This window comes from Embleya hyalina, from assembly GCF_003967355.1.
GTDB lineage: Bacteria > Actinomycetota > Actinomycetes > Streptomycetales > Streptomycetaceae > Embleya > Embleya hyalina.
Map to the genome: position 1 here is coordinate 1 of NZ_BIFH01000020.1, position 26,341 is coordinate 26,341.

Consider the following 26,341-nt stretch of genomic DNA (forward strand, 5'->3'; position numbering starts at 1 on the left):
CGGTGAGCAACGCACCCGTCTCGTCGGGAGCTTCGGGCCTCGGAGCCCCGCACGCCGGCGGCGGCCCACCCCACGGCCCGGACCGAGTTCGCACCGGCAGGCCCGCAACCCAAGGCGCAACGCCCGCCGCGAACGCCCGACCCACTCGGAAAGGCCCCTCAGAGAACTCGACCCGAGTGCCCACCCTGCCCGCCGCTGCAGGCCGATTTTCGGTGAGCAACACAGTCGTCTCGCCGCAAGCCCGGAGTCTCGAAGCCGCGCACGCCGGCAGCGGCCCACGCACCCACCCGGACCGGCCCCGCGCCCGCCGGCCCGCAGCCGAAGGCGCGACGCCCGCCGCGAACGCCCGGCCCACTCGGGAAGGCCCCCGGCTGCCCCGGCCCGACCCCCTCCGGCAACACACCCGTCTCGTCGGGAACCCCAAGCCTCCGAACCCCGCACGCCGCACGCCGCAGCCGCCGCCGGCGGCCCACCCCACGCCCCAGGCCGGCCCCGCGCCGGCCGGCCCGCAACCCCAGACGCAGCGCCGCAGCCGCGAGCGTCCGCGACCCAAGACACCATCCGCCGAGCCCAACCGAATCCCAGCCCGTCCGGCGCTTGAGGACAGCCCGCCGCGGGCGCCCGCCGACGGGAGCACCATCCGCCGAACGCAGCCCGACCCCAGCCCGCTCGGCGTTCGAGGACGCCGGCCCCGCCGCAGGCGCCCGCCGACGGCGGGGGCGGTCACCGGGCGCGGGCGAGGACCCGGCCCGTCCGGCGTTTGAGGGCGGGCCCGGTACGAAGTGGCCCGGCTCGGCGGGGAGGGCCGCTGAGGCGGGTTCACCGTACGCTGCGGAGGTCCAGGCGTCGGAGGACGCGGTCGGCTGCCGCCGGGTCGACGCCGCGGCGGCCCCGGGCCGCGATCACCTCGCGCCGCGCCGCCGCCGTCATCTCCGCCTCGATCTCGTGCAGGAGCTTGATCCGCCGCGAGCGCTCGACCACCGCGGCGGCCAACTCCTCGCCCATGCCCTCCGGCTTCAGCTCGGCCAGCAGCGCCTTCTGCCGCGCCCGCAACCGCTGCACCATCTCGTCCGGGAGGTCGCGCTGCTCGTCCAGCTCGCGCAGCCGCCGCAGCGCGGCCTTCGTCGCCGCCGCCGCGATCCGGCGCTCCTCGTGGCTCTCCGAGTCGTCCGTCTCCGAGACCCCGAGCCGGCGCACCAGCCATGGCAGGCTCACCCCCTGGAGCAGCAGCGTCACCACGATCACGCAGAACGCGATCGCGATCAGTCGTTGCCGCTCGGGGAAGGCGTCGCCGGCGTCGGTGGTCAGCGGCAGCGCCAGCGCGAGCGCGATCGTCACCACGCCGCGCATCCCGGCCCACCACACCACCACGGTCTCGCGCGGATCCGGGGTCTGGCTCTCGCCCGTGGTCGGCAGCCGTGCGTGCAGCCGGCGGGCCAGCGCCGCGACCGGGAACAACCACAGACCCCGCACCACGATCAAGGTCAGCACCACCGCGCCCGCCTCCAGGAACAACCGGCCCCGGTCGCCCCGCAGGTCGTGGAAGATCTCCCACATCTCCAGGCCGATCACCCCGAACGCGACACCGGTCACGACCAGGTCGACGACCTCCCAGAACGAGCGCCCGGTGAGCCGGCCGACCACGTTGTCCGCGTCCTCGGCGACCGAGCCCAGGTAGAACGCGGTGGTCAACACCGCGAGCACGCCGGAACCACGCAGTTCGTCGGCGACCACGTAGGCCAGGAACGGCACCAGGAGGGTGAGCAGCGTCTGCAGCGTGGGCTCGTCCAGCCGGCCGAGCAACAACCGCCCGGCCAGCCCGACCGCGAAGCCGATCCCGACGCCGACCACCGCGGACAGCGCCAACATGCCCACCGCCTCGGCGGGCGAGAACGTGCCGCCGACCACCGCCGCGACCGCGACCTGGTAGAGCACGAGCGAGGTGACGTCGTTGAACAGCCCCTCACCCTCCAGGATCGCCACCAGCCGCCGCGGCAGCCGCAGACTCCCGGCCACCGCCGTCGCCGCCACCGGATCCGGCGGCGCCACCAGCGCGCCCAGCGCGACCGCGCCGGCGAGCGGCAGCCCGGGGATCATCGCGTCCGCCACGGCCGCCACCGCCGCCGTGGTCACCAGCACGAGGGCGACCGCGAGCAGCGTGATCGGCCGGGCGTTGACCGCGAACTCGCGCCAACTCGACCGCTGCGCCGCCGCGTACAGCAGCGGCGGCAACAGCAGCGGCAGCAGCAGGTCCGGGTCGATCCGCAGGTTGGGCACGAACGGCAACCACCCGAGCAGCACGCCGTACAGCGTCAGCAACACCGGAAAGGGCAGCCGCAATCGGCCCGCGAGCGGCACCACCACGACCGTGCCGAACATCAACAGGAACAGCAGTGTGAGCTGACCCACTCCACCCCCAGACCGATCGACCACGATTCGATCTTGGAGGGTTCCCCGAATCGCCGCCGAATCACCGGTCGGCGGGCAATTGCCTCACCTGTCGGTGACCCGCTCCAGGGTCGCGGTCAGGTCGGCCGGGTAGCCGCTCTCGTACCGCACCCACGTGCCGTCGCCGGGGTGTTCGAAGGCCAGGCTCACCGCGTGCAGCCACTGCCGCTCCAGGCCCAGCCGCTTGGACAGCGTCGGGTCCGCGCCGTAGGTCAGGTCGCCCACGCACGGGTGCCGCAGCGCCGCCATGTGCACCCGGATCTGGTGGGTGCGTCCGGTCTCCAGCTTGATCGACAGCAGACTCGCGGCGCGGAACGCCTCGATCGTGTCGTAGTGCGTGACGCTGGGCTTGCCGCCCGTCACCACGGCCCACTTGTAGTCGTGCGTGGGGTGCCGGTCGATCGGCGCGTCGATGGTGCCGGTGTGCGGGTCCGGGTGGCCCTGGACCAGCGCGTGGTAGCGCTTGTCCACCGTGCGGTCGCGGAACTGCTGCTTGAGCAGCGTGTAGGCGCGCTCCGACTTGGCCACCACCATCAGCCCCGAGGTGCCCACGTCCAGGCGGTGCACCACGCCCTGGCGCTCGGCCGCGCCGGAGGTGGAGATCCGGTAGCCGGCCGCCGCGAGGCCGCCGACCACGGTGGTGCCGGTCCAGCCGGGGCTGGGGTGCGCGGCGACGCCGATCGGCTTGTCGATCACCACGATGTGGTCGTCGTCGTGCACGATCCGCATGCCGGGCACGGGTTCGGCGACGAGCTGCACCGGTCGGGGCGCGCCCGGCATCTCGACCTCGATCCAGGCTCCGCCGACCACCCGGTCGGACTTGCCCGCCGCCCGGCCGTCGAGCTGCACCTTCCCGGTGGCGGCCAGCTCGGCCGCCTTGGTGCGCGAGAAGCCGAACATCCGCGAGAGCGCGGCATCGACCCGCTCGCCTTCGAGGCCGTCGGGAACGGGAAGCGTGCGGATTTCGGGGGAGCCGGGATTGACAGTCACGAGATACGAGTATGCCCGGCATCCGGACCGGACTCGACGACGTGGTCGCCGGCCCGGTCCCCGGCGGCCCGCTCGGCGGTCCCGGAGGACGCCGCCGCGGACGCCCGCGTGGCCCCGGCGGGCGCGTCCACGACCCCGTTCCCGGTCCCGGCGGCCCGCCCGGTCTCGGCCTTCGCCTCGCCCCCGACCTCCGCGCCGCTTCCCGCCGCGTCCGTGTCCGCGCGCTCGTCCCCGCCCGTCGGCGTCGCCTCGTCCTCGTCCCCGCCCTCGTCGTCACCCTCGCGCGTACCGTCCGGCTGCAGGCCCAGGAACGACAGCAGCACGATCAGGCAGCCACCCACCACGATCGCCGAGTCCGCCAGGTTGAAGATCGCGAAGTGCTTGGGCGCGATGAAGTCCACCACGTGGCCCTCGAACACGCTGGGCGAGCGGAAGATCCGGTCGGTGAGGTTGCCGAGCGCGCCGCCGAGCAGCAGGCCCAGGGCGATCGCCCAGGGCAGGCTGTTCAGCTTGCGGGCGAGCCGCAGGATCACCACGATCACCGCGCTGGCGATCACCGTGAGCACGATGGTCAGCCCCTGGCCCATGCCGAACGCCGCGCCCGCGTTGCGGGTGGCCCGGAACTGGAGCCAGTCGCCGAGGATGTCGATCGGGGCGTGGTATTCGAGCTTCTTCACCACGATCAGCTTGCTGATCAGGTCCAGGGCGTAGGCGACGGCCGCGACGCCGAGCAGGACCAGGATGTAGCGACGGGTACGCGAACCGGCGGGCGCGGTCGGCTCGTCGCCGTCCGCCCCGCCCCCGGTCGCCCCGGTGTCCGGCTCCCCCGCGGGGGCCTGCGACTCCGCGTCTTCCCGTCGTTCCGCTCCGGTGCCGATGGCATGCTCCAGTCCTCGGACGCGCCGCCGGCGGCCGCGACGGCTACCGGCGCTCTTCGCGCTGCTTGCAGGTCACACACAGGGTCGCACGCGGGAACGCCTGCAGGCGCGCCTTGCCGATGGCCGAACCACACGACTCGCAGGCCCCGTATGTCCCGTCGGCGAGGCGCCGCAGCGCCTTCTCCGACTGGAGCAGCATGCCACGCGCGTTGTTGGTCAGGGACATCTCGTGCTCGCGCTCGAAGTTCTTGGTCCCGGTGTCCGCCTGATCGTCGCCCGCGCCCTCCCCCGAGTCGCGCAGCAGATCGGCGATGCCGTTCTCCGACACCGCGATCTCGGCGCGCAGCTCGTGCGCCGTCTCGATCAGGCCTTCGCGCACCTCGCGCAGCTCCGCGTCGTCCCAGGGATCCTCCCCCGGCCGGACGATGTACATCGTCGGCTCATGGAACCCGCTCGGCGGGGTCGGGAGCGTCGCGGTCGAGGTGGTCACGTGTGCAGGTGCCTTCACGGTGCGTCCCGTTCCTCCCCGTACCGAGGCTCGCGGCGCGGCCGTCGTGGTCGCACGACGCGTCCGCCCGCCACTCGCCTTCTCTGTATCCGTCATGTTCACGGCCCCCTTGTTTCGCTTAGGGATGGGTCGCCCCGGACAACCGGACGCGCCGTCCCGTCACTGAGTGCGCCGGGGCGGCGACGTAAATCGGTTGTGCCCAGACGCAACCACGCTTATCCCTCTTCTACGTGTCCCGTTCGTTACCGGTTCCCGAGCGGATCGTTATGCACCTGGGGGCGGGTGAACTCGGAGGCGCCGGGGCGTGCGCGGGTCGTACAATCCGCAGAGCGAGACGGTGTCGATGGGGACGAGTAGCGTCGCACGCAGCCACCAGCGACCCGGGGACGGTGTGAGCCCGGGGGTGTGCGCGAGGTGAAGATCACCCCGGAGCTGTCGGAGGAAAGGTCGGTCCGGTTGCGGAGCGACCCGTAGAACCGGCCCTCGCGCAGACGAGAGGGTTGTGCCCGCCCGGGCACGGTTGGCGGATCGGGCGGCGCGCGGCCAAGAAGGGTGGTACCGCGGGATCGGCCGACGGCCGTCTCGTCCCTTCGGTAGGCACGCATCACAGCCCGCGGAAGGAAGCCACATGTACCGCCCGGTACCGGCGCAGGTCGACCTGCCCGCCATGGAGCACGAGGTCCTCGCGTTCTGGCGGGACAACGACATCTTCGAGCGCTCCCTCGCGCAGAACGCCGACGGCCCCCGCTGGGTCTTCTACGAGGGCCCGCCGACGGCCAACGGCATGCCGGGGGCGCACCACATCGAGGCGCGCGTGTTCAAGGACGTGTTCCCGCGCTACCGCACGATGCGCGGCTACAACGTGCCGCGCAAGGCCGGGTGGGACTGCCACGGCCTGCCCGTCGAGCTGGCCGTGGAGAAGCAGTTGGGCTTCTCCGGCAAGCCGGACATCGAGCGCTACGGGATCGCCGAGTTCAACGCGAAGTGCCGCGAGTCGGTCATGACGCACGTGGGCGCGTTCGAGGACCTGACCACCCGGATGGGCTACTGGGTCGACATGTCCAAGGCGTACCGCACGATGGACCCGGAGTACGTCGAGTCGGTCTGGTGGTCGCTCAAGCAGATCTTCGACAAGGGCCTGCTGACCCAGGACTACCGGGTCGCGCCGTGGTGTCCGCGCTGCGGCACCGGGTTGTCCGACCACGAACTCGCGCAGGGCTACGAGACGGTCGTCGACCCCTCGGTCTACGTACGCTTCCCGCTCACCTCCGGGCCGCTGGCCGGGCAGGCGGCGCTGCTCGTGTGGACGACCACGCCGTGGACGCTGGTCTCCAACACCGCGGCCGCGGTGCACCCCGACGTCACCTACGTGGTGGCCACCGACGGCGACGAACGCCTCGTGGTCGCCGAGCCGCTCCTCGCGAAGGCGCTCGGCGAGGGCTGGGTGGCCACCGGGGAGCGCTTCACCGGCCGGGAGATGGAACGCTGGTCCTACCGGCGCCCGTTCGACCTGCTGCCGCTGGAGGACGCGAACTTCGTGGTGCTCGCGGAGTACGTCACCACCGAGGACGGCTCCGGCGTCGTGCACCAGGCGCCCGCGTTCGGCGCGGACGACCTGGAGACCTGCCGCGCGTACGGCCTGCCGGTGGTCAACCCGGTGCGCCCCGACGGCACCTTCGAGGCCGAGCTGCCGCTGGTCGGCGGACAGTTCTTCAAGAAGGCCGACGAGGTCCTGGTGGCCGATCTGCGGGCCCGGGGGCTGCTGTTCCGGCACCTGGAGTACGAGCACAGCTACCCGCACTGCTGGCGCTGCCACACCGCGCTGCTCTACTACGCGCAGCCGTCCTGGTACGTACGCACCACCGCGGTCAAGGACGCGCTGCTGCGCGAGAACGAGCGGACCAACTGGCACCCGGACACGGTCAAGTGGGGCCGCTACGGCGACTGGCTGAACAACAACATCGACTGGGCGCTCTCGCGCAACCGCTTCTGGGGCACCCCGCTGCCCATCTGGCGGTGCGACGAGGGTCACCTGACCTGCGCCGGCTCGCTGGCCGAACTCTCCGAGCTGACCGGGCGCGACCTGTCCGGTCTGGACCCGCACCGGCCGTACATCGACGAGGTCGTCTTCGGCTGCCCGGCCAAGGCCGCCGACGGCACCGCGTGCGGCGAGCGGGCGACCCGGGTGCCCGAGGTGATCGACGCCTGGTACGACTCGGGGTCGATGCCGTTCGCCCAGTTCGGCTACCCGTATCGCAACCGCGAGTTGTTCGAGCAGTCCTACCCGGCGCAGTTCATCTCCGAGGCGATCGACCAGACCCGCGGCTGGTTCTACACGCTGATGGCGGTCGGCACGCTGGTGTTCGACAGGTCGTCCTACGAGAACGTGGTCTGCCTGGGGCACATCCTGGCCGAGGACGGCCGGAAGATGTCCAAGCACCTGGGCAACATCCTGGAGCCGATCCCGCTGATGGACCGGCACGGCGCCGACGCGGTGCGCTGGTTCATGGCCGCGGGCGGCTCGCCGTGGTCGGCCCGTCGGGTCGGGCACGGCACCATCCAGGAGGTGGTCCGCAAGACGCTGCTGACCTACTGGAACACGGTCAGCTTCCAGGCCCTGTACGCGCGCACCGGCGGCTGGACGCCGAGCGCGAGCGACCCGGCCCCGGCCGAGCGCCCGCTGCTCGACCGGTGGCTGCTGTCCGAGCTGAACACCCTCGTGGGCGACGTGGACGCGGCCCTGGAGGCCTACGACACGCAGCGCGCGGGCAAGGCGCTCACCGCGTTCGTGGACGACCTGTCGAACTGGTACGTGCGCCGGTCCCGGCGGCGGTTCTGGAACGCGGACCCGGCCGCGCTGGCCACGCTGCACGAGGCGTTGGTCACGGTGACGAAGCTGATGGCGCCGCTGGTGCCGTTCATCACCGAGCGGGTCTGGCAGGACCTGGTGCGTCCGGTCACCGCCGACGCCCCCGCGTCGGTGCACATGGCGACCTGGCCGACCGCGGACCCGGCGCTCGTACAGCCCGAACTGGGGCGGCGGATGGCGCTGGTGCGGCGCCTGGTCGAGTTGGGCCGGGCCACCCGGGCGGACTCCGGCGTCAAGACCCGGCAGCCGCTGGGCCGGGCGCTGATCGGCGCGAGCGGCTGGGACGAGTTGTCCGACGAACTGCGCGCGCAGATCGCCGAGGAGCTGAACGTGGTCTCGGTCGCGGCGCTGTCCGAGGCGGGCGGCGACCTGGTCGAGTACAGCGCGAAGGGCAACTTCCGGGCCCTGGGCAAGCGGTTCGCCAAGCGCACCCCGGTGGTGGCCGGTGCCATCGCGGCGGCCGACGCGGCGGCCCTGGCGGCGGCGCTGCGTACCTCGGGCACCGCGGTGGTCGACGTCGAGGGCGAGCCGGTGGAGGTGGTGGCCGAGGAGGTCATCGTCACCGAAACCCCGCGCGAGGGCTGGACGGTGGCCGGCCAGGACGGCGCGACCGTGGCGCTCGACCTGACCATCACCCCCGAACTGCGGCTCGCGGGTCTGGCCCGGGACGTGGTCCGGCTGATCCAGGAGGCGCGCAAGAACAGCGGCCTGGAGGTGTCCGACCGGATCCTGGTGTGGTGGGCCGCGGACGAGTCGGAGGAGACCACGTCGGCGCTGCTCGCACACGGCGGTCAGGTCGCCGAGGAGGTGCTGGCGACGCAGTTCGCCCAGGGCTCCCCCGAGGACGAGGAGTTGTTCGAGCACGGCGACCCGGCGCTCGGTCTGCGTTTTTGGCTGCGCAAGGTCTGACCGACCGGGCGGGGCGACCGCGGTCGTCCCGCCCGAGCCTCGGCCGCGCCGTACCCGAGCCGTGAAACCCGAGAAGCGCCCGTCCCCCCGAAGGGGGCGGGCGCTTCTCGGATGACCGACCGACGCTCAGTGGCCGGTCAGTTGTCGGGGTCCTCGTCGATCAGGAACCCGCGCATCGGCGACGGCTGCTGCATCTGCTGCGGCTGCGGAGCCTGCGGACGCACCGGCGACATCTGCTGCGTCATCGCCGGGCTCATCTGCTGCCCGATCGACGGCGTCATGGCCGGCGACATCGACGACGGCTGGGACATCGACTGGCCCATGGACGGTGCCATCGACTGCGACATCGGTACCGGCGCGGACGACATGGCCGGCGGCAGCGAGGCCGTGGCCGGGGTCCGCGGCGGCGCGAGCGAGTCGTCGGCCTGCGACTCCAGCTGACGAAGCTGGCTCTCCAGGTACGACTTCAGCCGCGTGCGGTACTCCCGCTCGAACGCGCGCAGGTCGTCGACCTTGCGCTCGAGCGTGGCGCGGGCGCTCTCCAGCGAGCCCATCGCGACGCGGTGCTTCTCCTGCGCGTCACGCTCCAGGGCGTCGGCCTTGGACCGCGCGTCGCGCTCCATGCCCTCGGCCCGGGTGCGCGCCTCGCCCACTATCTTGTTCGCCTCGGAGCGGGCCTCGGCGATCGCCTGGTCGGCCGTCTGCTGCGCCAGCGCGAGCACTCGGGCGGCGCTGTCGCCACCGGGGTTGCCCATCTGCTGCTGCGGTCCGCCCGGACCGAGCTGCGGCGGGCCGCCCTGCAGCTGGTGCTGCTGAAGCTGCTGCTGGTGCTGCGGCGGGCCCTGGAGCTGGTGCTGGCCGCTCATGCCGGGACCGCCCATGCCGGGGCCGCCCTGCAATTGGTGCTGACCGGGCTGCAGTTGATGCTGCTGCTGACCGGGCAGCTGGTGCTGGCCGCTCGGCATGCCGGGGCCACCCTGCAGCTGATGCTGCGGCGGGCCCTGGAGCTGGTGCTGGCCGCTCATGCCGGGACCGAGCTGCTGCGGTCCCCCCATCGGGTGCTGCTGCGGTCCACCGGGACCGAGCTGCTGCGGGCCGCCCTGCATCGGATGCTGGCCGCCCTGCATTCCCTGCGGCCCACCCATCTGGGGCGGCGGGGGAACCGGGGTCGGCCCGGATATGGCTGCCGGGACGGGCGCGTCGGGGCGTTCGCGCTCCTTGCGCTGCTGGGCCTGCTGCTGACTCTGTGCGGCGGCCCTGGTCGCCGCCGCGAGTTTCGCTCGCAGATCCTCGTTTTCCCGGAGAAGTCGGGTCAGTTCGCCCTCGACCTCATCGAGGAACGCATCGACCTCGTCCTCGTCATAGCCCTCGCGGAGACGGACGGTCGTGAACTGCTTGTTACGCACGTCTTCGGGGGTCAACGGCATCTCTTCACCTCAGCGTGATCGTCGGCATCGGACAGACGGTACCGCTTACAGCCTGCCCACGACGGAGATCAGGATGTAGACGATGATCATCAGTACGAAGAAGGACAGGTCGAGTGCTACACCCCCGAGGCGCAGCGGAGGAATGAACCTGCGCAGCAACTTCAACGGTGGATCGGTGATGGAGTACGTCGCCTCCAGCAGTACCACCATGGCCCCGCGCGGCTCGTACGACCGCGCGAACTGGAACACGTAGTCCATCACCAAGCGGAAGAACAACACGATCAAAAAGCAGTAGAGCACGATGCGGATGATCTCCAGCGCGATGCTCATTTACCTGCCCCCTCGTGTGCCGTCCCTCTGGTCAGGACCGCACCTAGCCTCAGTTTTCGCACACCTCAGCTCTGATTGAAGAACCCGCCCTCGGCGATGCGGGCCTTGTCCTCGGCTGTCACATCGACGTTAGCAGGCGATAGGAGGAAGACTTTTTGGGTGACCCGCTCGATGCTGCCGTGCAGGCCGAACACGAGCCCCGCGGCGAAGTCCACCAGGCGCTTGGCGTCCGTGTCCTCCATTTCCGTCAGGTTCATGATCACGGGCGTGCTCTCGCGAAAGTGCTCGCCGATCGTGCGGGCTTCGTTGTAGGTACGCGGGTGCAGCGTCGTGATGCGGTAGGGCTCACGTTCGCTGACGACTTTGTGTACGGTCACCGGTGTGCTGCTCTCGGGACGGCGTTCGGGCATGGCGGACACTGTTGCGCGGTGTTCTTCGAGGCGGCCTTCGTCGCGAAGGGCCCCCGCTTCGCGGAGGGCAGTAGCTCCACGAACGGGATCGTCGCGACGTTCCCGCGATTCCCCACGCGGTTCGCGTACTTCACGTGGCTCCTCACGACGCTCGTCCCGTCGCTCCTCGCGACGATCGGTGCGCTCGACCCGGTCGCGGCCGTCCTGGCCGATGTCGTCCTCATCGTAATCGTCATACTCGTAGACATCGTCCTCCACGAGGCCGAGGTAGACCGCCATCTTGCGCATTGCGCCGGCCATGTTCCGCTTCCTCCGGTCTCACGGTGGATCGGCTCAGGTCACCGTGGGTCGTGCGATCCACTTCACGGCGACGCTACCGGAGGGAGGGCCGGACTCCGAGCACCGCAGTACCGATGCGTACATGTGTCGCCCCGGCCTCGATGGCCGCTTCGAGGTCGTTGCTCATCCCCGCGGAAACCATGTTCGCAGCCGGATGGGCCTCGCGTAGGCGGGTTGCGATTTCTCGCAACCGGGCGAACGCGCGGGCGGGTTCGACGCCGAGCGGGGCCACCGCCATCACGCCGCCGAGGGTCAGTCGCGGCGCCTCGGCCACGGCGTCGGCGAGTTCGGCCAGGTCGGTCGCGGACACCCCGCCTCGGGCGGGGTCTTCGTCCAGGCTGACCTGCAACAGCGCGGTGATCGAACGTTGTTGCCGCTCGGCCGCGGCGGACAGCGCGTGTGCGAGCCGAATCCGGTCGAGCGAGTGCACCACATCGGCGTAACCGGCCACCGACTTGGCCTTGTTGGTCTGCAACTGGCCGACGTAGTGCCAACGAAGGTCGAGGTCCTTCGTGGCCGCCGCCTTCGGCGCGGCCTCCTGGTCGCGGTTCTCGCCGACGTCGCGGACGCCGAGTTCGGCGAGCAGGCGCACGTCGCTCGCGGGGTGGGTCTTGGTCACCACGACGAGGGTGACGTCCTCGGGCGAACGGCCGGCCGCGGTGCACGCGGCGGCGATCCGGGCCCGGACGTCGGCCAGGTTGGCGGCGAGCTCGGCCCGCCGTCGGGCGGTCGTGGCGGTCGCTGAATCGGGCGTGTCCATGGGCCCATCGTCGCCGACGCCGGCCCGCCGCGCCCGGGCGGGGTCAGTCCTCGGCGAGCCACACGTAGCCGGCGATCCGACCCGTGGCGCGGTCGCGCCGATAGGAGAAATGGTCGGCCGACTCGCGCGTGCAGATGTGCGATTTCTCACCCGACACAACCCCCTGCGCGGCGAGTTGCGCCCACACTCCGGCCGGTATATCGAGCCCGGGCGTGCCCTGGCGGGTGCGTGCGCGGGCCGCGGGGACGAGTGCGGACACTTCGTCGCACATCGCCTCGGGAACCTCGTAGCAGGCGCCGCAGACGGCCGGTCCGGTCCACGCCTCGATCCGCGACGGGTCGGCGCCGAGGCCGCGCATCGCCTCGATCGTGGCGGGCACCACGCCCGCGGCCAGCCCCGGGCGGCCCGCGTGCGCGGCGCCGATCACGCCGGCGTACGGATCGGCGAGCAGTACCGGGGTGCAGTCGGCGACCAGCACCGCGAGCGCGAGCCCCGGGACGGCGGTGACCACGGCGTCGGTGCCGGGCACCGGCTCGGCGGTCGGACCGGTCAGCACGGCCACCGTGTCGCCGTGCACCTGGTTCATCCACACCACCCGGTCGGCCGAAAGGCCCAACGCCTCGGCGGTGCGTGCCCGGTTGGCGGCCACCACCTCCGGGTCGTCGCCCACGTGGTCGCCGAGGTTCAACTCGTCATACGGCGCGGCGCCCGTGCCGCCCCACCGGTCGGTGAAGGCGAGACGGGCGCCGCCGGAAGCGGCCCTGCGCGTGAACACGTTCGGGCCACCTCGTGGTCGTGTCGAAATTTTTCGAACTCTTGCGTCGCCGACTGCCGACGACGCTTTTCTTCTACTTCATGAACGGCGGGATGTCGAGATCCAGATCGTCCTTGATCGGTTCCGGCACCAGCGGGGTGCGCGGGCCCGGCGTGGTCGGGGTCTGGTAGGTCGTCTGCGGCGGGTCGTTGAGCACGCCCTGCCCGATGGTCGAGCCGCCCGGGCGACCGGCCGGCTCGGGGCGGGCGGGCGGCTGCGGCGCCGCCGCCGGCTTGCCCAACTCGCTCTTGGACGGCGGTTGCCCACCGTCGAACCCGGCCGCGATCACGGTGACCCGGACCTCGTCGCCGAGCGCGTCGTCGATCACCGCGCCGAAGATGATGTTGGCCTCGGGGTGCGCGGCCTCGCTGACCAGCTGCGCGGCCTCGTTGATCTCGAACAGACCGAGGTCGGAGCCGCCGGAGATGGAGAGCAGCACACCCCGGGCGCCGTCGATCGACGCCTCCAGGAGCGGGCTGGAGATGGCCATCTCGGCCGCCGCGACCGCACGATCGTCCCCGCGCGCCGAGCCGATCCCCATCAGCGCCGAACCCGCCTCCGACATCACCGACTTGACGTCGGCGAAGTCGAGGTTGATCAGGCCGGGCGTGGTGATCAGGTCGGTGATGCCCTGGACACCGGACAGCAGCACCTGGTCGGCCGAGCGGAACGCGTCCAGGACGCTGACCTGCCGGTCGGAGATGGACAGCAGTCGGTCGTTGGGGATCACGATCAGCGTGTCGACCTCGTCGCGAAGCTGCGCGATGCCGTCCTCGGCCTGGTTCGCGCGGCGCCGTCCCTCGAAGGTGAACGGGCGCGTGACCACGCCGATGGTGAGCGCGCCGAGCGAACGGGCGATGTTGGCCACCACGGGGGCGCCGCCGGTGCCGGTGCCGCCGCCCTCGCCCGCCGTGACGAAGACCATGTCGGCCCCCTTGAGGACCTCCTCGATCTCCTCGCGGTGGTCCTCGGCCGCCTTGCGCCCGACATCGGGATTCGCCCCGGCCCCCAGGCCGCGGGTGAGTTCGCGGCCGACGTCGAGCTTGACGTCGGCGTCGCTCATGAGGAGGGCTTGGGCGTCGGTGTTGATCGCGATGAACTCGACGCCCTTGAGACCGACCTCGATCATCCGGTTGATGGCGTTGACCCCGCCACCGCCGATACCGACCACCTTGATGACTGCGAGGTAGTTCTGGGGTGCTGCCACGTCGAAGGCCTCTCGCCTCGAGTTCCGGTCGGCGTGCCGTGGTTCCGGCATGCCGACATTTGCCGACTTGGGGAGGTCGGGACGCGATTTCCGCGAGCCACCAAAACCCTCACCCTCAGGTATAGAGTCAGCCCCGTTCGCATCGAACGGCGCCGATCCGAACAGTGCGGATAACTGCTTTGTCAACCTGGGGCTAGGCCGACACTAGGTCCCCATCGGACGCGGTTCAACGAACACGCCGAACCTGTCCCTATTGTTTTATCGCAATGGCCGAGTGCTTCCGTCCCCGGTCACGGCGTGCTCGGGGTCGAAACCGCCGCGCCGGATGCCCCCGAAGCCGGCGGCTGCGCGGGCGCCGGCGGCGCGAGCGAGGGGAACGGTTGGGTTCGGGTCACCGGCGCGTCGGGCGCGCTGACGTCGTAGAACTTCGCCGGCCGCGTCAGCAGCACGGTGAGCACCAGCGCCTTGCGATCCGACGCCTCCGCCCCGCCCCACGACACGGTCTCGCCCTTGTCCAGCACCAGCACGATGTCGTCGCGCGTCCGGGCGGTGATGTCCCGTACACGCTGGGCGACCGGCGGCGGCAGCGCCGAGACCACCTGGACCACCCCCCGTAGCGTTTCCCGGCTCACCGTGTTGGCGTCGACCTTGACGATCGGCACCCCCGCGGGCGCGGCGTCCACCGTACCGAACCGTACGCCGTCCTTGTCGATCTCCGCGTACCGGTCCGCGTCCGGCACCACCAGGGCGGTGACGCGTTCGCGGACCGTGATCCGCACCGTGTGCGGCCAGTCGCGTTCCACGTGGACCGAGGCCACGCGCGGGATCGCGGCCACCCGGGCCCGGATCGCGTCGAGGTCGATCCCGGCCAGTGGCTCGCCGACCGGCACCGCGGCGACCTTGGCGACCTGGTCCCCGGACAACACGACCGGCCCGCCCACGGACACCGTCCGGGCGTCCAGGAGCGGCGAGTGGTAGACGATCCCCCATCCGGCGCCCGCGAGCACCACGAGCACCACCAGGACGAGGAGCGGGCGCAGATTGGTCCAGCGCCGCCGCGGCGCGCGGCCGGGCCCGGCCGGACGGGCCGGCGCGCGCTCCTTCGTGTCGGGCAAGGACGCTCCTCGGGCCGGCGGCTACTGGGGCAACCGCGCGGCGGCGATCGCCTCGTGGACCATCCGGACCAGTTCCTCGTCGGCGTCGCGCCGACCGAACTCGGCCGCGGCCTTGCCCATGTCGTGCAGGCGACGCGCGTCGGTGAGCACCGGCAGCACCGAGGAGCGGATCCAGTCGGGCGTCAGGTCGGCGTCGTCCACCAGCAGGCCGCCGCCCGCCTTGACCACCGGCTGGGCGTTCAGCCGCTGCTCGCCGTTGCCGATGGGCAGCGGTACGTAGGCCGCGGGCAGCCCGACCGCGGCCAACTCGGCGCAGGTCATCGCGCCGGCCCGGCACAGCACCATGTCGGCCGCCGCGTAGGCCAGGTCCATCCGGTCGAGGTAGGGCACCACGACGTAGGCCGGTCCACCGGGCGGCGAGTCGATCTTCAGCTCGTTGTTGGGGCCGGCCGCGTGCAGCACCTGGACCCCCTCGGCGAGCAGTTGCCGGGCGGTCGCGGCCAGCGTCTCGTTCAGCCGCCGGGCGCCCTGCGAGCCGCCGAACACGAGCAGTGTGGGCCGCATCGGGTCCAGGCCGAACATCGCCCGGGCCTCGTCGCGCAGCGCGTTGCGGTCCAGGGTGGCGATCGCGCGCCGCAGCGGGATGCCGATGTAGCGGGCCCCGCGCAGCTTGCTGTCCGGCGTGCTCACCGCGACGAATCGGGTGTAGCGGGCACCGATCTTGTTGGCCAGGCCCGGACGGGCGTTGGCCTCGTGCACCACGGTCGGCACGCCCTGGCGTTTGGCCGCCAGGTAGCCGGGCAGCGCGACGTAGCCGCCGAAGCCGACCAGGCAGGACGCCTGGGTGCGCTCCAGCACGGCCGCGGCCTCGCGGATCGTGCCGCGCAGCCGGCCGGGCACGGTCATCAGCTCGGGCGTGGGCTTGCGCGGCAACGGCACGGCCGGGATCAACGCCAGTTCGTAGCCGCGAGCGGGAACGAGCTTGGTCTCCAGGCCCTTGGCCGTGCCGAGCGCCGTGATGCCCACGTTCGGGTTCTGGCGGCGCAGCGCGTCCGCCAAGGCCAGAGCGGGCTCGATGTGCCCGGCGGTTCCTCCGCCGGCAAGGACGACATGCACCTGATTCACCCATCCCTGCGCGGCAGGATCCGCGCGAACGCTCGACGAACCGCCCCGGGCCCGCGTGCGGCGAGCGCCGCCTCGGCCTTTGGTTCACCTCGGGCGAAGGACAACAGCATGCCCACGGCGAACATGGTCGGAAGCAGGGCGGAACCTCCGTAGGACACCAATGGCAACGGCACTCCGGCGATCGGCAGCAGGCCGAGCACCGCCCCGACGTTGATCATGACCTGGGCCATGATCCACGCGGTCGCGCCACCCGCGGCGAGCCGTACGAACTGGTCTTTCGTCCGACTCGCGACGCGGACACCTGCATAGCCTAGGGCCGCGAAGAGGGTGAGTACGGACAGCGTCCCCACGAGACCCAATTCCTCGCCGATGACGGCGAAGATGAAGTCTGTGTGCGCCTCGGGCAAAGTGCCCCATTTGCCATAGCTGGTCCCGATTCCACTGCCGAACCAACCGCCGGTGGCCAACGAATAGATGCCCTGGGCGGCCTGCAACGTGCTGCCGTCGGGGTCGGAGAACGGGTCCAGGAAACCCGCGAACCGGGCGGCCCGGTGCGGCTTGAGCACGATCAGCACGGTGGTCAGCACGCTCACCACGGCGATCGCCATGGCGAACAGCCGACCCGGCGCGCCGGCGATCCACAGCAGCGCCAGGACCAGCACGGTGATGATCATCGCGGTGCCCATGTCGCCGCCGAGGAGCACCAGAAACAGGATGATCAGCGCGCCGGGCAGCAGCGGCACGAACATGTGCCGCCACTGGCCCAGCAACCGGCGCTTGCGGGTGAGCACGTCGGCCCCCCACAACACCAGGCCCAGCTTGGCGAACTCCGAGGGCTGGATCTGGAACGAGCCGAAGCCGATCCAGTTGCGGTTGCCGTTGACCTCGATACCCAGACCGGGCACCAGCACCAGACACAGCGCGCCCACGCAGCCGAGCAGGAACGGATAGGCCAACCGGCGGTACCAGCGCAGCGGCAGACGTGACGCGATCCACATCAGCGGGAAGCCCATCGCGACCGCGATCAGCTGCTTGGTGAAGATCTCGTCGAAGGAACCGTAGATCGTCCGCGAGGTGATCTGCGACGCGGACAGCACCATCACCAGGCCGAGCACGGTGAGCAGCAGGCCGGAGCCGAGCAGCAGGTAGTAGGCGGTCAGCGGGCTGTCCATGGCCCGGCGCAACTCCCGCCGGAACGGTCCGATCCGACGCGCCTCGGCGGCCGGACGCGGCGCGGGCAGCCGCGAGCCGCCCCGCGGCCGCCGCTCGTCGGCGGCCGCGGGGCGTGCCTCGCGAGTCTGCCGACCGGAGGACATCGCGCCCGGTCAGCCCGCCGCCGGCCCGAGCCCGCGGACCGCGTCGGCGAACGCGTCGCCGCGCTTGCCGTAGTTGGCGTACATGTCCATCGAGGCGCACGCGGGCGCGAGCAGCACGGTGTCACCCGGACGCGCCAGCGCCGCCGCCTCGCCCACGACCAGTTCCATGGCCCCAGTGTCGGTCGCGGCCACCTCCACCACGGGGACATCGGGGGCGTGTCGCGCGAGCGCGTCCCGGATCACCGCGCGGTCGGCACCCATCAGCACCACCGCGCGCAGCCGGTTCTTCGCGCCGGAGACCAGGTCGTCGAAGGACGCGCCCTTGGCCAGGCCACCGGCGATCCACACGATGTCCCGGTAGGCGGCCAGCGAGGCCGCCGCGGCGTGTCCGTTGGTGGCCTTGGAGTCGTCCACGTAGTCGACGCCGGCCACGGTGGCCACGTGCGCGATGCGGTGCGCGTCGGGCCGGAACGCGCGCAGCCCGTCGCGCACCGCCACCGGTGGCACGCCGTAGGCGCGGGCCAGCGCGGCGGCGGCCAGCGCGTTGGCCACGTTGTGCGGCGCGGGCGGGTTCACGTCGCCCACGGTGGCCAGCTCCGCCGCGGTGCTGTGCCGGTCGGCCACGAACGCGCGATCGGCCAGCAGGTCGTCGACCACCCCGAAGTTCGAAAGGCCCGGCGGCCCGAGCCCGAAGCCCACCGCGCGGCAGCCCTCCTCGACCTCGGCCTCGTGCACGAGCTGTTCGGTCTGCGGGTCGGCCAGGTTGTACACGCAGGCGATCTGGCAACCGCCGTAGATCCGGCCCTTGTCCGCCGCGTACGCCTCGGGCGAGCCGTGCCAGTCCAGGTGGTCCGGCGCGATGTTGAGCACCGCCGCGGCCAGCATCCGCGGCGCGCCGGCGTCGTCCTTGGGGCTTTCCTCCCAGGTCGGCAGCCAGTGCAGCTGGAAGCTGGACAACTCCAGCGCCAGCACGTCGTACGCCGGTTCGCCGTCCCCGTCGCGGGCCAGCACCGCGTCCACCACGGGCGTGCCGACGTTGCCCGCGGCGGCGACCCGCTTGCCGGATGCCTCCAGGATCGAGGCGAGCATCCGCACCGTCGTGGTCTTGCCGTTGGTGCCGGTGATCGCCAACCAGGGCGCGGGATCCACGCGCGGCCGCAACCGCCACGCCAACTCCACGTCGCCCCACACCGGTACGCCGGCCGCGCGCGCCGCCGCGAACAGCGGCTTGGTGGGTTGCAGTCCGGGCGAGGCGATCAGCACGTCGACGCCCGCGGGCAGCGTCTCGTCGTCGCCGAGCCGCACGTCGACGCCGAGCGCGCCCAACTCCTCGGCGCGGCGCCGCGCGTTGTCGTCGGCGCTGCCGTCGATCGCCACGACCCGGGCGCCGAGGCCGTGCAGCGCCCGCACCGCGGACGCGCCGGTGACCCCGGTGCCCGCGACGCAGAACGACAACTCGGCCCACGGCGCACCGTGATGAGTGAAGGTGCTCAGGTCTTTCGTACTCACGTCTCTTACGTTCCCGTAACCCAGCCCGCGTAGAAGATGCCGATCCCGAGAATGGCGCACAGGCCGGCGATGATCCAGAACCGAACCACGATGAGTACTTCGGTCCACCCCTTGAGTTCGAAATGGTGCTGGAGCGGCGCCATTTTGAACACCCGTTTGCCGGTCATCTTGAAGTAGCCCACCTGGATGATCACCGACAGCGAGATGATCAGGAACAGGCCGCCGATGAGCGCGGACAACAACTCGGTGCGGGTCAGGATGGCCAACCCGGCGAGCGCACCGCCCAGGGCGAGCGAACCGGTGTCGCCCATGAAGATCTTGGCCGGCGAGGTGTTCCACCACAGGAAGCCGAAACACGAGCCCATCATCGCCGCGGACACGATCGCCAGGTCGAGCGGATCGCGCACGTCGTAACAGCCCACGCCGGGCGCGTTCAGGCACGACTGGCCGTACTGCCAGACCCCGATGAAGGTGTACGCGCCGAACACGATCACCGAGGCGCCGGTCGCCAGACCGTCCAGACCGTCGGTGAGGTTCACGCCGTTGGAGTGACCGGCGATCAGGATGTAGGCCCAGATCACGAAGAACACCGGCGTCAGGTCGAGCGCGGTGTCCTGCACGAAGGACAGGTGTGTGGACGCGGGGGTGAACCCGCGCGCGTCCTTGAACTGGATCGCGAGCAGCGCGAACGAGATGCCCACGAACGACTGTCCGGCCAGTTTGGCCTTGGCCCGCAGACCCAGGCTGCGCTGCTTGACGATCTTGATGAAGTCGTCGACGAAGCCGACCAGGCCCAGGCCCGCCATCAGGTACAGCACCAGGAGCGCGGACGCGCTCGGCGTCTCCAGGGTGATCGCCTTGGCGGCGCCGTAGCCCACGAGCGCGGCCAGGATGATCACCGCGCCGCCCATGGTGGGCGTACCGCGCTTGCTGTGGTGTCCGGCCGGACCGTCGTCCCGGATCAGCTGGCCGTAGCCGCGCTTGACCAGGATCCGGATCGCGAGCGGCGTACCGATCAGCGACAACACCAGGGCGATGCCGCCGGCGATGAGGATGGCCCTCACCCGTGCACCTCCGCGTTGCTCACGTCGTCCCCGGCGGCGTCCGCCAACAGCGCGTCCGCGAGCCGTTCCAGGGCGACCCCTCGGGACGCCTTCACCAGTACGACGTCGCCCGGGGCCAGTTCGCCCCGGAGTAGTTCGACGGCCGCCTCTACGTCGGGCACCAGCACCGACTCCTCACCCCACGAACCCTCGTTCTTCGCGCCCATGTCGATCCAGGCGGCCTCCCTGCCGCCCACGGCCACCAGTCGGTGGATGTTCAGGCGTACCGCGAGTCGCCCGATCGCGTCGTGCTCGGTCAGCGACTCCTCGCCCAACTCCCGCATGGCGCCCAGCACGGCGAACGTACGATTGCCGCCCGCCATCGCGACCAGGGCCTTGAGTGCGGCCCGCATCGACTCGGGGTTGGCGTTGTACGCGTCGTTCACGACGGTCACACCGTCGTCCCTGCGGGTCACTTCCATCCGCCAGCGGGAGATCGTACCGGCCGCGCCGAGGGCGGCCGCGATCTCCTCGACGGTCATGCCCACTTCGCGTGCCACGGCGGCACACGCGAGTGCGTTCGCCACGTGGTGCTCACCGTACAGGCGCAAGATCACCGGCGCACTGCCCTCCGGCACGCACAGCGTGAACGAGGCCCGTCCGCTCTCGTCCAGTGTCACGTTCTCGGCCCGTACGTCCGCCTCGGCGCTCTCGCCGAAGGTGACCACGCGGGCCCTGGTGCGCGCGGCCATCGCGTGCACCAACGGATCGTCCCGGTTGAGCACGGCCACGCCGTCGGCGGGCAGCGCCTCGACCAGTTCGCCCTTCGCCTTGGCGATGCCCTCGCGCCCGCCGAACTCGCCCATGTGCGCGGAGCCGACGTTGAGCACCAGACCGATCCGGGGCGGGGCGATCGTGCACAGGTAGGCGATGTCGCCGACGTGGCGCGCGCCCATCTCGGCGACCAGGTAGCGGGTTTCCTCGGTCACCCCCAGGACGGTCATCGGCAGGCCGATGTCGGTGTTGAAGTTGCCGCTCGGGGCGATCGTGGGGCCTCGGCGGGCGAGCACCTGGCCGAGCAGGTCCTTGGTGCTCGTCTTGCCGGAGGAGCCGGTCAGCGCGATCACCGCGGTCTCGGGACGCCGGTCGAGGATCGTCCGGGAGAGTCGGCCGAGCGCCCGGACCACGTCGTCGACGAGGATCGCCGGGGTGCCGGTCTCGCGCTCGGCGAGGACCGCGACCGCGCCGGCCTCGATCGCGGCGCGCGCGTAGTCGTGCCCGTCCACGTGCGCGCCGCGCACGGCCACGAACAGCGTGCCGGGGCCGACCTTGCGGGAGTCCACGACCATTCCGGCGGTGATGTGCGCGTGCGGATCCGCGCCGCCCGCCGGCCGCCCTCCGAGAGCGGTGGCGATCTCGGCAAGAGTGGTGGAAATCACTGGTTCGTCTCCTCGGCACACGAGGTGCCGGTCGCCGGGACGCCTGGGTTCGGGGTCTCGGACGTCGGGGTGTGCGTTGATGGTGCGGGAGTCACGATCCTCGCATCGGTGGACTGCTTGGGGGACGCGGGGCCGGCGTGCATGGTTCTGGCCAACGCCGCGCGCAGTTCGACGCGGTCGTCGAAGGGGTGTTTGATCCCGTTCGCGAACTCCTGGCCCTGCTCGTGTCCCTTGCCCGCGATCACCACGGTGTCGCCCGACGCGGCCCGGTCCACCGCGAGCGCGATCGCCGCGACCCGATCCGGCTCGACCAGCACCGCGCCCCGCGAGGCGTCGGCCTCGCGGAGACCGGCGAGCATCTCGTCCAGGATCGTGTTCGGGTCCTCCGAACGCGGGTTGTCGCTGGTGAGCACGACCACGTCGGCGAACCGGGCGGCGGCCGAGGCCATCAGCGGGCGCTTGGCCCGGTCCCGGTCCCCGCCCGCGCCGAGCACGATGGTCAGCTCGCCGGAGGTCACCGGGCGCAGCGCGCGCAGCAGCGTCTCGACCGCGTCCGGGGTGTGCGCGAAGTCGACCACGGCCTCGAACGGTTGGCCGACGTCGACCCGCTCCATCCGCCCGGGCACCCCCGGCGTGCGCCCCACGCCCTCGACCGCGTCGTCGAGCGAGACGCCGCCGGCGGTCAGCGCGACGATCGCGAGCAGCGCGTTGGACACGTTGAACGGGCCGGCCAGGCACACCCGGGCCTCGGCCTTGTGCCCGTCGGGCCCGACCACCGTGAAGCGGCTGCCGTCGGGGCCGAGTTCGACGTTCTCGGCCCGCCAGTCGGCGTCCGGGTCGCCGGTCGCGGACACGGTCAGCACCGGCACGCTCGCCAGCTTCGCGAGCCGGCGGCCGTACGCGTCGTCCACGTCGATCACGCCGATCCGCGAGCGGCGCGGCGTGAACAGGTCGGCCTTGGTCCGGAAGTAGTCCTCCATCGACGGGTGGAAGTCCAGGTGGTCCTGGGACAGGTTGGTGAACAGCGCCACGTCGTAGACGGTGCCGTCGACCCGGCCGAGCGCGAGCGCGTGGCTGGAGACCTCCATCACCGCGTCGGTGACGCCGCTCTCCAGCATCGACGCGAGCAGCGCCTGCACGTCGGTGGCCTCCGGCGTGGTGCGCACGCTGGGGACCACCTCCTCGCCGATCCGGGTCTCGACGGTGCCGATCATCCCGGTGACGCCGCCACCCGCGCGCAGCCCGCCGTCGAGCAGGTAGGCGGTGGTGGTCTTGCCGTTGGTGCCGGTGACGCCGTACATGGTCAGGTGCTCGGCGGGCCGCCCGTACACCCAGGCGGCGATCTCACCCAGTCGGCCGCGCGGATCGGCCACCACGAGGGTGGGCAGACCGCTGTCGGCCGCCAGGGCCGCGCCCGCCGGGTCGGTGAGCAGCGCGGCCGCGCCCGCCTTCGCGGCCTGCGCGGCGAACGCGGCGCCGTGTACGTGCTCGCCCTGCAACCCCGCGTACAGATCGCCCGGGCGCACGGCCCGCGAGTCGTGGGTGACGCCGGTCAGCGTCGCCTCCGGATCGCTCGGGCCCCCGGTGAGCGGGACGGCGAGAAACCCGGCCAGGCCGGTCAGCGGTTGAGGGCGCACCTCGGCGGGGCGGCGCAGATCACGGTTGGGCACGGCGGGCAGGCTACCGCGCTTTGGGCCGTCGCCTGGTGCCGGCACCGATCACCACTCGATCGGGAGATCGAGTGGCGCGGTACCGCTCGGGGCGATCCGACGGCTCTGCAGGGCGAACGTCATCACCTGCTGGAACACCGGCGCGCACAGGCTGCCGCCACCGCCGTCGATGCCCGGCGCCTGGAGCGTCACCGACACCACGACCTGCGGGTTGTCCGCCGGGGCGAAGCCGATGAAGGACGTGGTGTAGCCGTTGTAGTGGCCGGTCTTGGGGTCGAACCGGTTGGCCGTGCCGGTCTTGCCCGCGACGCGGTAGCCGGGGATGCGACCGTTCTTGCCGGTGCCGCCGTCGTCGGCGACCACGGTCTCCAGCATGTCGCTCACCTGACGGGCGGTCTCCGGGCTGACCACGACGGTGGACTTGGGCGCGGCGGTGGGCTTGAACTTCCCGTCCGCGTCGGTGCTGCCCTTGACCAGGCTCGGCTCGATCCGCACGCCGCCGTTGGCGATGGTCTGGAACACCGAGGTGGCCTGGACCGAGTTGACCGACAGGCCCTGGCCGAACGGGATGGTGTACTGCTGTGACCCGCTCCACTTCTGCGGCTGGGCCAGGATGCCCGGCGTCTCGCCCGGGAACTTCAGCCCCGACGGTTGCCCGACGCCGAACCGGGTCAGGTACTCGTGCAGCTTGGCGTTGGCCTCGGCGCGGCCCGGGCCCAGCTGTTCCGAGGCCAGGATGGTGCCGATGTTGCTGGACTTGGCCAGGACGCCGGCCAGGGTGAGCTGCTGGGTCGGGTGGTCGTGCTCGTCCTTGAACAGTTGGTCGGCGCGGGCGAGCCGGTTGGGTACGGTCACGTGGGTGCCCGGGGTGGCCCGGCCCTCCTGGATCACCGCGGCCATGGTCATCACCTTGCCGGTGCTGCCCGGCTCGTACGCCTCCTCCACCGCCCGGTTGCCCAGGTTGTGCACGTCGTTCGGGCCGATGTGGTTGGGGTCGTAGCCGGGTGCGGTGGCCATCGCCAGGATCTGGCCGCTGCGCACGTCCTGGACCACCACGGTGCCGGACTCCGACTTGGTCTCGGCCACCTTCGCGGTGATCAACTGCTCGGCGTACCACTGGAGGTCGCGCGAGACGGTCAGCTGCACGTCGGAGCCGGCCACCGCCCGGGTGCCGGTGAGGTCGGAGGTGGGCACCCGACGGCCGTAGACCATCTCCTGCGTGGTGCGGCCGTCCTTGCCCGCCAGTTGGCCGTCGAGGGTCATCTCCAGGCCGCCGCCGCCGTGCCCGGTGGCGTTGACGAAGCCGACCAGGTTCGCGCCGACCGGGCCGGCCGGGTAGATCCGCTTGCTGTGCTTGGTCGAGTAGATGCCGACCAGGTCGTCGCGGCGCACCTTGCCGAGGTCCTTCTGCGCCTGCCGGACGGTGTTCCACACGGCGGGATCCACCTGCGGGGCGAGCACGACGTAGCGGGACTTGGGGGTGCGCAGTTTGGCCTCGATGGCCACCGGGTCGCCGGCCACGAGCGGGGCCAGCGCCAGCGCGGTGGCGTGCGGGTCGTACTTCTGCACCTGGGTGGGGTCGGCGGTGACGTCGTAGGCGTCCACCGACTTGGCCAGGCTCACCCCGGAGGCGTCGGTGAGCGAGCCGCGCTCGGCGGGCACGGTGACGGTCTGGGTGCGCTTGGCGGCGGCCTGCGCGGCGTACGCGGGCGCGTCCAGGGCCTGGAGTTGGAGCAGTCGGCCGGCGAACAGGGTCAGCACCACGCCGAGCGCGATCAGCCCGATCCGCAGCCGCTTGCGCGGGTCGCCCATCCGGGCGGGGCGTACGGGGCGGCGCGTGGCGCGCGGGTGGGCGGGCCGGGCGGCACTCGGCCGCGCCCGTCCCGAAGCCCCGGCCCGCTCGTTCCGCGCGGCCTCCCGAACCCGCCGCCCGGCACCCTCGCCGGAGGCCGCGCGCACCGGCCGCGACCGCTCCGGCCGGGCCCGGTCACCCGAGCCGTCCACCGGCCGGGGGCGTCGGGCGGCCGAACGCTCGTCTCGCGTGGCGGCGGCGTCCCCGGCCCGCCGCACGGACCGCCCGCTCTCCTCCCCACCACGCTCCCGCGCCCGCGACGCCCGAAGCCGCCCACGATCCTCCCCGGACCCGGCCCGGGCAGAGGCGCCCCGCGCCCGCCCGTCGGTCCGGGAGGACGCGCCGTCCACGCGCGGCCGGCCCGACGGGGCACCCTCGGCCCGCGCCCGCCCCACGTCGGCCCGCGGGACCGCGTTCTCGCCGCGCCCCGACCCCCGACGCGCCGACCCGTCCGCGCGCCGCGAACGCCCGGAGTCCGCCCGGGAAGCGCCGTCGTCGGCCCCAGCACGCTCCGATCCCCGCCGCACGACCCCGTCCGCGCTCCGAGCCCGGGGGGAGGCGCCATCGCCCCGCGACCGGCCCGAGCCGTCCCGGGAAGACGCGCCGGCCGCCCGCGAACGCCCCGAATCGTCCCGGGCGGCGTCCTCGGCCCGCGAACGCCGTGGGCGCTCCCCGGACACGGCGCCGTCGGCGCCCGACCGGCCCGCACCCGCACCGGACCCGCCGCCGGCCGGGCGCGGCAAACGCTCACCGGAGCCGGCCTCACCGGCACGCGAACGGCCCGAGCGGGACGCGTCGGGGCTCTCGGGTCGCCCGGTGCGTCGCACGGGCGAATCGGACTCGTCGCCCGGCCGGCGCGGTCGCCCGGGTCGAACGGCCCGGGCGCGGGGTTCCGCACCCTCCCCGTCGCGCGCGCCCGCACCACGCGGCGCGGCCGGGTCGCCCTGACCGCGCGGGCGGGGACGCCGCGCGTCCGGCGCGCCCGTGCGGTCCGCCGCCGGCCGGGGTCGGCGCGCCGAGGACCCGGCCGGGTCGGCACCGGCGTCGCGGCGGCCCCTTCCGGCGGAACGCGGCTCGTCGGGATCACGCGGATCACGGGGGTCACGGCGTCCGTCGGTCAACGCGGGGTCCCTTCAAACCGAATGCGGCAGCAGGCCGATGTGGCGGCAAGCCGAATGTGACAACAGGTCGAATACGACAGCGGGGCGAACGCGACAGCGCACCGCACCCGGCGGCACACCCGTACAACGAGCGGACGAACGCGCGGCGCCGGGCGAAACCCGACCCGACCCCACCGACCCGCCCGCCACCCGGACCCGACACGTCGAAGCGCGCCGCCCTCTCGCGGCGCGCGGCACCCCACGGCCCCGGCCCGCCCGTGGA

At 72.3% G+C, this 26,341-nt stretch carries 18 protein-coding genes and 1 pseudogene; 1 reads left to right on the forward strand and 18 read right to left on the reverse strand.

Annotated features, from left to right (window positions below; translation table 11 throughout):
- Positions 1–819 precede the first annotated feature (819 nt).
- The 4 genes and pseudogenes from EMA17_RS19105 to EMA17_RS19120 form a co-directional block, all read right to left on the reverse strand.
- Positions 820–2,409, reverse strand: coding sequence for a Na+/H+ antiporter (locus EMA17_RS19105; protein WP_126638286.1), 1,590 nt, complete (start codon positions 2,407–2,409; stop codon positions 820–822).
- Between the two features lie 84 nt (positions 2,410–2,493).
- Complete coding sequence (locus tag EMA17_RS19110; RefSeq protein ID WP_126638287.1) at positions 2,494–3,438, reverse strand: RluA family pseudouridine synthase; 945 nt, start codon at positions 3,436–3,438, stop codon at positions 2,494–2,496.
- Between the two features lie 272 nt (positions 3,439–3,710).
- Positions 3,711–4,328 (reverse strand): annotated as a pseudogene (gene lspA / locus EMA17_RS19115) (signal peptidase II); the annotation flags it as partial.
- Between the two features lie 31 nt (positions 4,329–4,359).
- On the reverse strand, positions 4,360–4,824 hold the full coding sequence (locus EMA17_RS19120; RefSeq protein ID WP_246126764.1) for a TraR/DksA family transcriptional regulator: 465 nt from the start codon (positions 4,822–4,824) through the stop codon (positions 4,360–4,362).
- Between the two features lie 628 nt (positions 4,825–5,452).
- Between EMA17_RS19120 and ileS the strand changes: the two genes are divergently transcribed.
- Complete coding sequence (gene ileS, locus EMA17_RS19130; RefSeq protein ID WP_126638290.1) at positions 5,453–8,602, forward strand: isoleucine--tRNA ligase; 3,150 nt, start codon at positions 5,453–5,455, stop codon at positions 8,600–8,602.
- Between the two features lie 137 nt (positions 8,603–8,739).
- On the opposite strand, the gene EMA17_RS19135 is transcribed toward ileS, so the two are convergent.
- The 14 genes from EMA17_RS19135 to EMA17_RS19200 form a co-directional block, all read right to left on the reverse strand.
- Positions 8,740–10,029, reverse strand: a complete 1,290-nt coding sequence (locus EMA17_RS19135) for a DivIVA domain-containing protein (protein WP_126638291.1) — start codon at positions 10,027–10,029, stop codon at positions 8,740–8,742.
- A gap of 45 nt (positions 10,030–10,074) precedes the next feature.
- Positions 10,075–10,359: a YggT family protein gene (locus EMA17_RS19140; protein WP_020552920.1), complete on the reverse strand. Its 285-nt coding sequence runs from the start codon at positions 10,357–10,359 to the stop codon at positions 10,075–10,077.
- A 65-nt stretch (positions 10,360–10,424) separates the two neighbouring features.
- Positions 10,425–11,069: a cell division protein SepF gene (locus EMA17_RS19145; RefSeq protein WP_078977600.1), complete on the reverse strand. Its 645-nt coding sequence runs from the start codon at positions 11,067–11,069 to the stop codon at positions 10,425–10,427.
- Between the two features lie 73 nt (positions 11,070–11,142).
- The gene (locus EMA17_RS19150) at positions 11,143–11,868 is read right to left on the reverse strand and encodes a YggS family pyridoxal phosphate-dependent enzyme (protein ID WP_126638292.1); all 726 of its coding nucleotides are present in this window, start codon (positions 11,866–11,868) and stop codon (positions 11,143–11,145) included.
- A gap of 43 nt (positions 11,869–11,911) precedes the next feature.
- The gene (gene pgeF, locus EMA17_RS19155) at positions 11,912–12,643 is read right to left on the reverse strand and encodes a peptidoglycan editing factor PgeF (protein ID WP_126638293.1); all 732 of its coding nucleotides are present in this window, start codon (positions 12,641–12,643) and stop codon (positions 11,912–11,914) included.
- A 73-nt stretch (positions 12,644–12,716) separates the two neighbouring features.
- Positions 12,717–13,889 (reverse strand): cell division protein FtsZ, encoded by a 1,173-nt coding sequence (ftsZ, locus tag EMA17_RS19160; RefSeq protein WP_246126765.1) that lies wholly within the window; start codon positions 13,887–13,889, stop codon positions 12,717–12,719.
- Positions 13,890–14,179: 290 nt separating this feature from the next.
- Positions 14,180–15,004, reverse strand: a complete 825-nt coding sequence (locus EMA17_RS19165) for a cell division protein FtsQ/DivIB (protein WP_126638295.1) — start codon at positions 15,002–15,004, stop codon at positions 14,180–14,182.
- Between the two features lie 21 nt (positions 15,005–15,025).
- Positions 15,026–16,120, reverse strand: a complete 1,095-nt coding sequence (gene murG, locus EMA17_RS19170) for an undecaprenyldiphospho-muramoylpentapeptide beta-N-acetylglucosaminyltransferase (RefSeq protein ID WP_078979537.1) — start codon at positions 16,118–16,120, stop codon at positions 15,026–15,028.
- A gap of 5 nt (positions 16,121–16,125) precedes the next feature.
- The gene (ftsW, locus tag EMA17_RS19175; RefSeq protein ID WP_126638296.1) at positions 16,126–17,445 is read right to left on the reverse strand and encodes a putative lipid II flippase FtsW; all 1,320 of its coding nucleotides are present in this window, start codon (positions 17,443–17,445) and stop codon (positions 16,126–16,128) included.
- A 9-nt stretch (positions 17,446–17,454) separates the two neighbouring features.
- The gene (gene murD, locus EMA17_RS19180) at positions 17,455–18,939 is read right to left on the reverse strand and encodes a UDP-N-acetylmuramoyl-L-alanine--D-glutamate ligase (RefSeq protein ID WP_126638542.1); all 1,485 of its coding nucleotides are present in this window, start codon (positions 18,937–18,939) and stop codon (positions 17,455–17,457) included.
- Positions 18,940–18,959: 20 nt separating this feature from the next.
- Positions 18,960–20,018 (reverse strand): phospho-N-acetylmuramoyl-pentapeptide-transferase, encoded by a 1,059-nt coding sequence (gene mraY / locus EMA17_RS19185; RefSeq protein WP_126638297.1) that lies wholly within the window; start codon positions 20,016–20,018, stop codon positions 18,960–18,962.
- The gene (locus EMA17_RS19190; protein ID WP_126638298.1) at positions 20,015–21,436 is read right to left on the reverse strand and encodes a UDP-N-acetylmuramoyl-tripeptide--D-alanyl-D-alanine ligase; all 1,422 of its coding nucleotides are present in this window, start codon (positions 21,434–21,436) and stop codon (positions 20,015–20,017) included. The genes mraY and EMA17_RS19190 overlap by 4 nt, the downstream gene beginning before the upstream one ends.
- Positions 21,433–23,106: a UDP-N-acetylmuramoyl-L-alanyl-D-glutamate--2,6-diaminopimelate ligase gene (locus EMA17_RS19195; protein ID WP_126638299.1), complete on the reverse strand. Its 1,674-nt coding sequence runs from the start codon at positions 23,104–23,106 to the stop codon at positions 21,433–21,435. The genes EMA17_RS19190 and EMA17_RS19195 overlap by 4 nt, the downstream gene beginning before the upstream one ends.
- 48 nt (positions 23,107–23,154) lie before the next feature.
- Positions 23,155–24,918 carry a peptidoglycan D,D-transpeptidase FtsI family protein gene (locus tag EMA17_RS19200; RefSeq protein ID WP_126638300.1) on the reverse strand — a complete coding sequence of 588 codons (1,764 nt, stop codon included), beginning with the start codon at positions 24,916–24,918 and terminating at the stop codon, positions 23,155–23,157.
- Positions 24,919–26,341 lie beyond the last annotated feature (1,423 nt).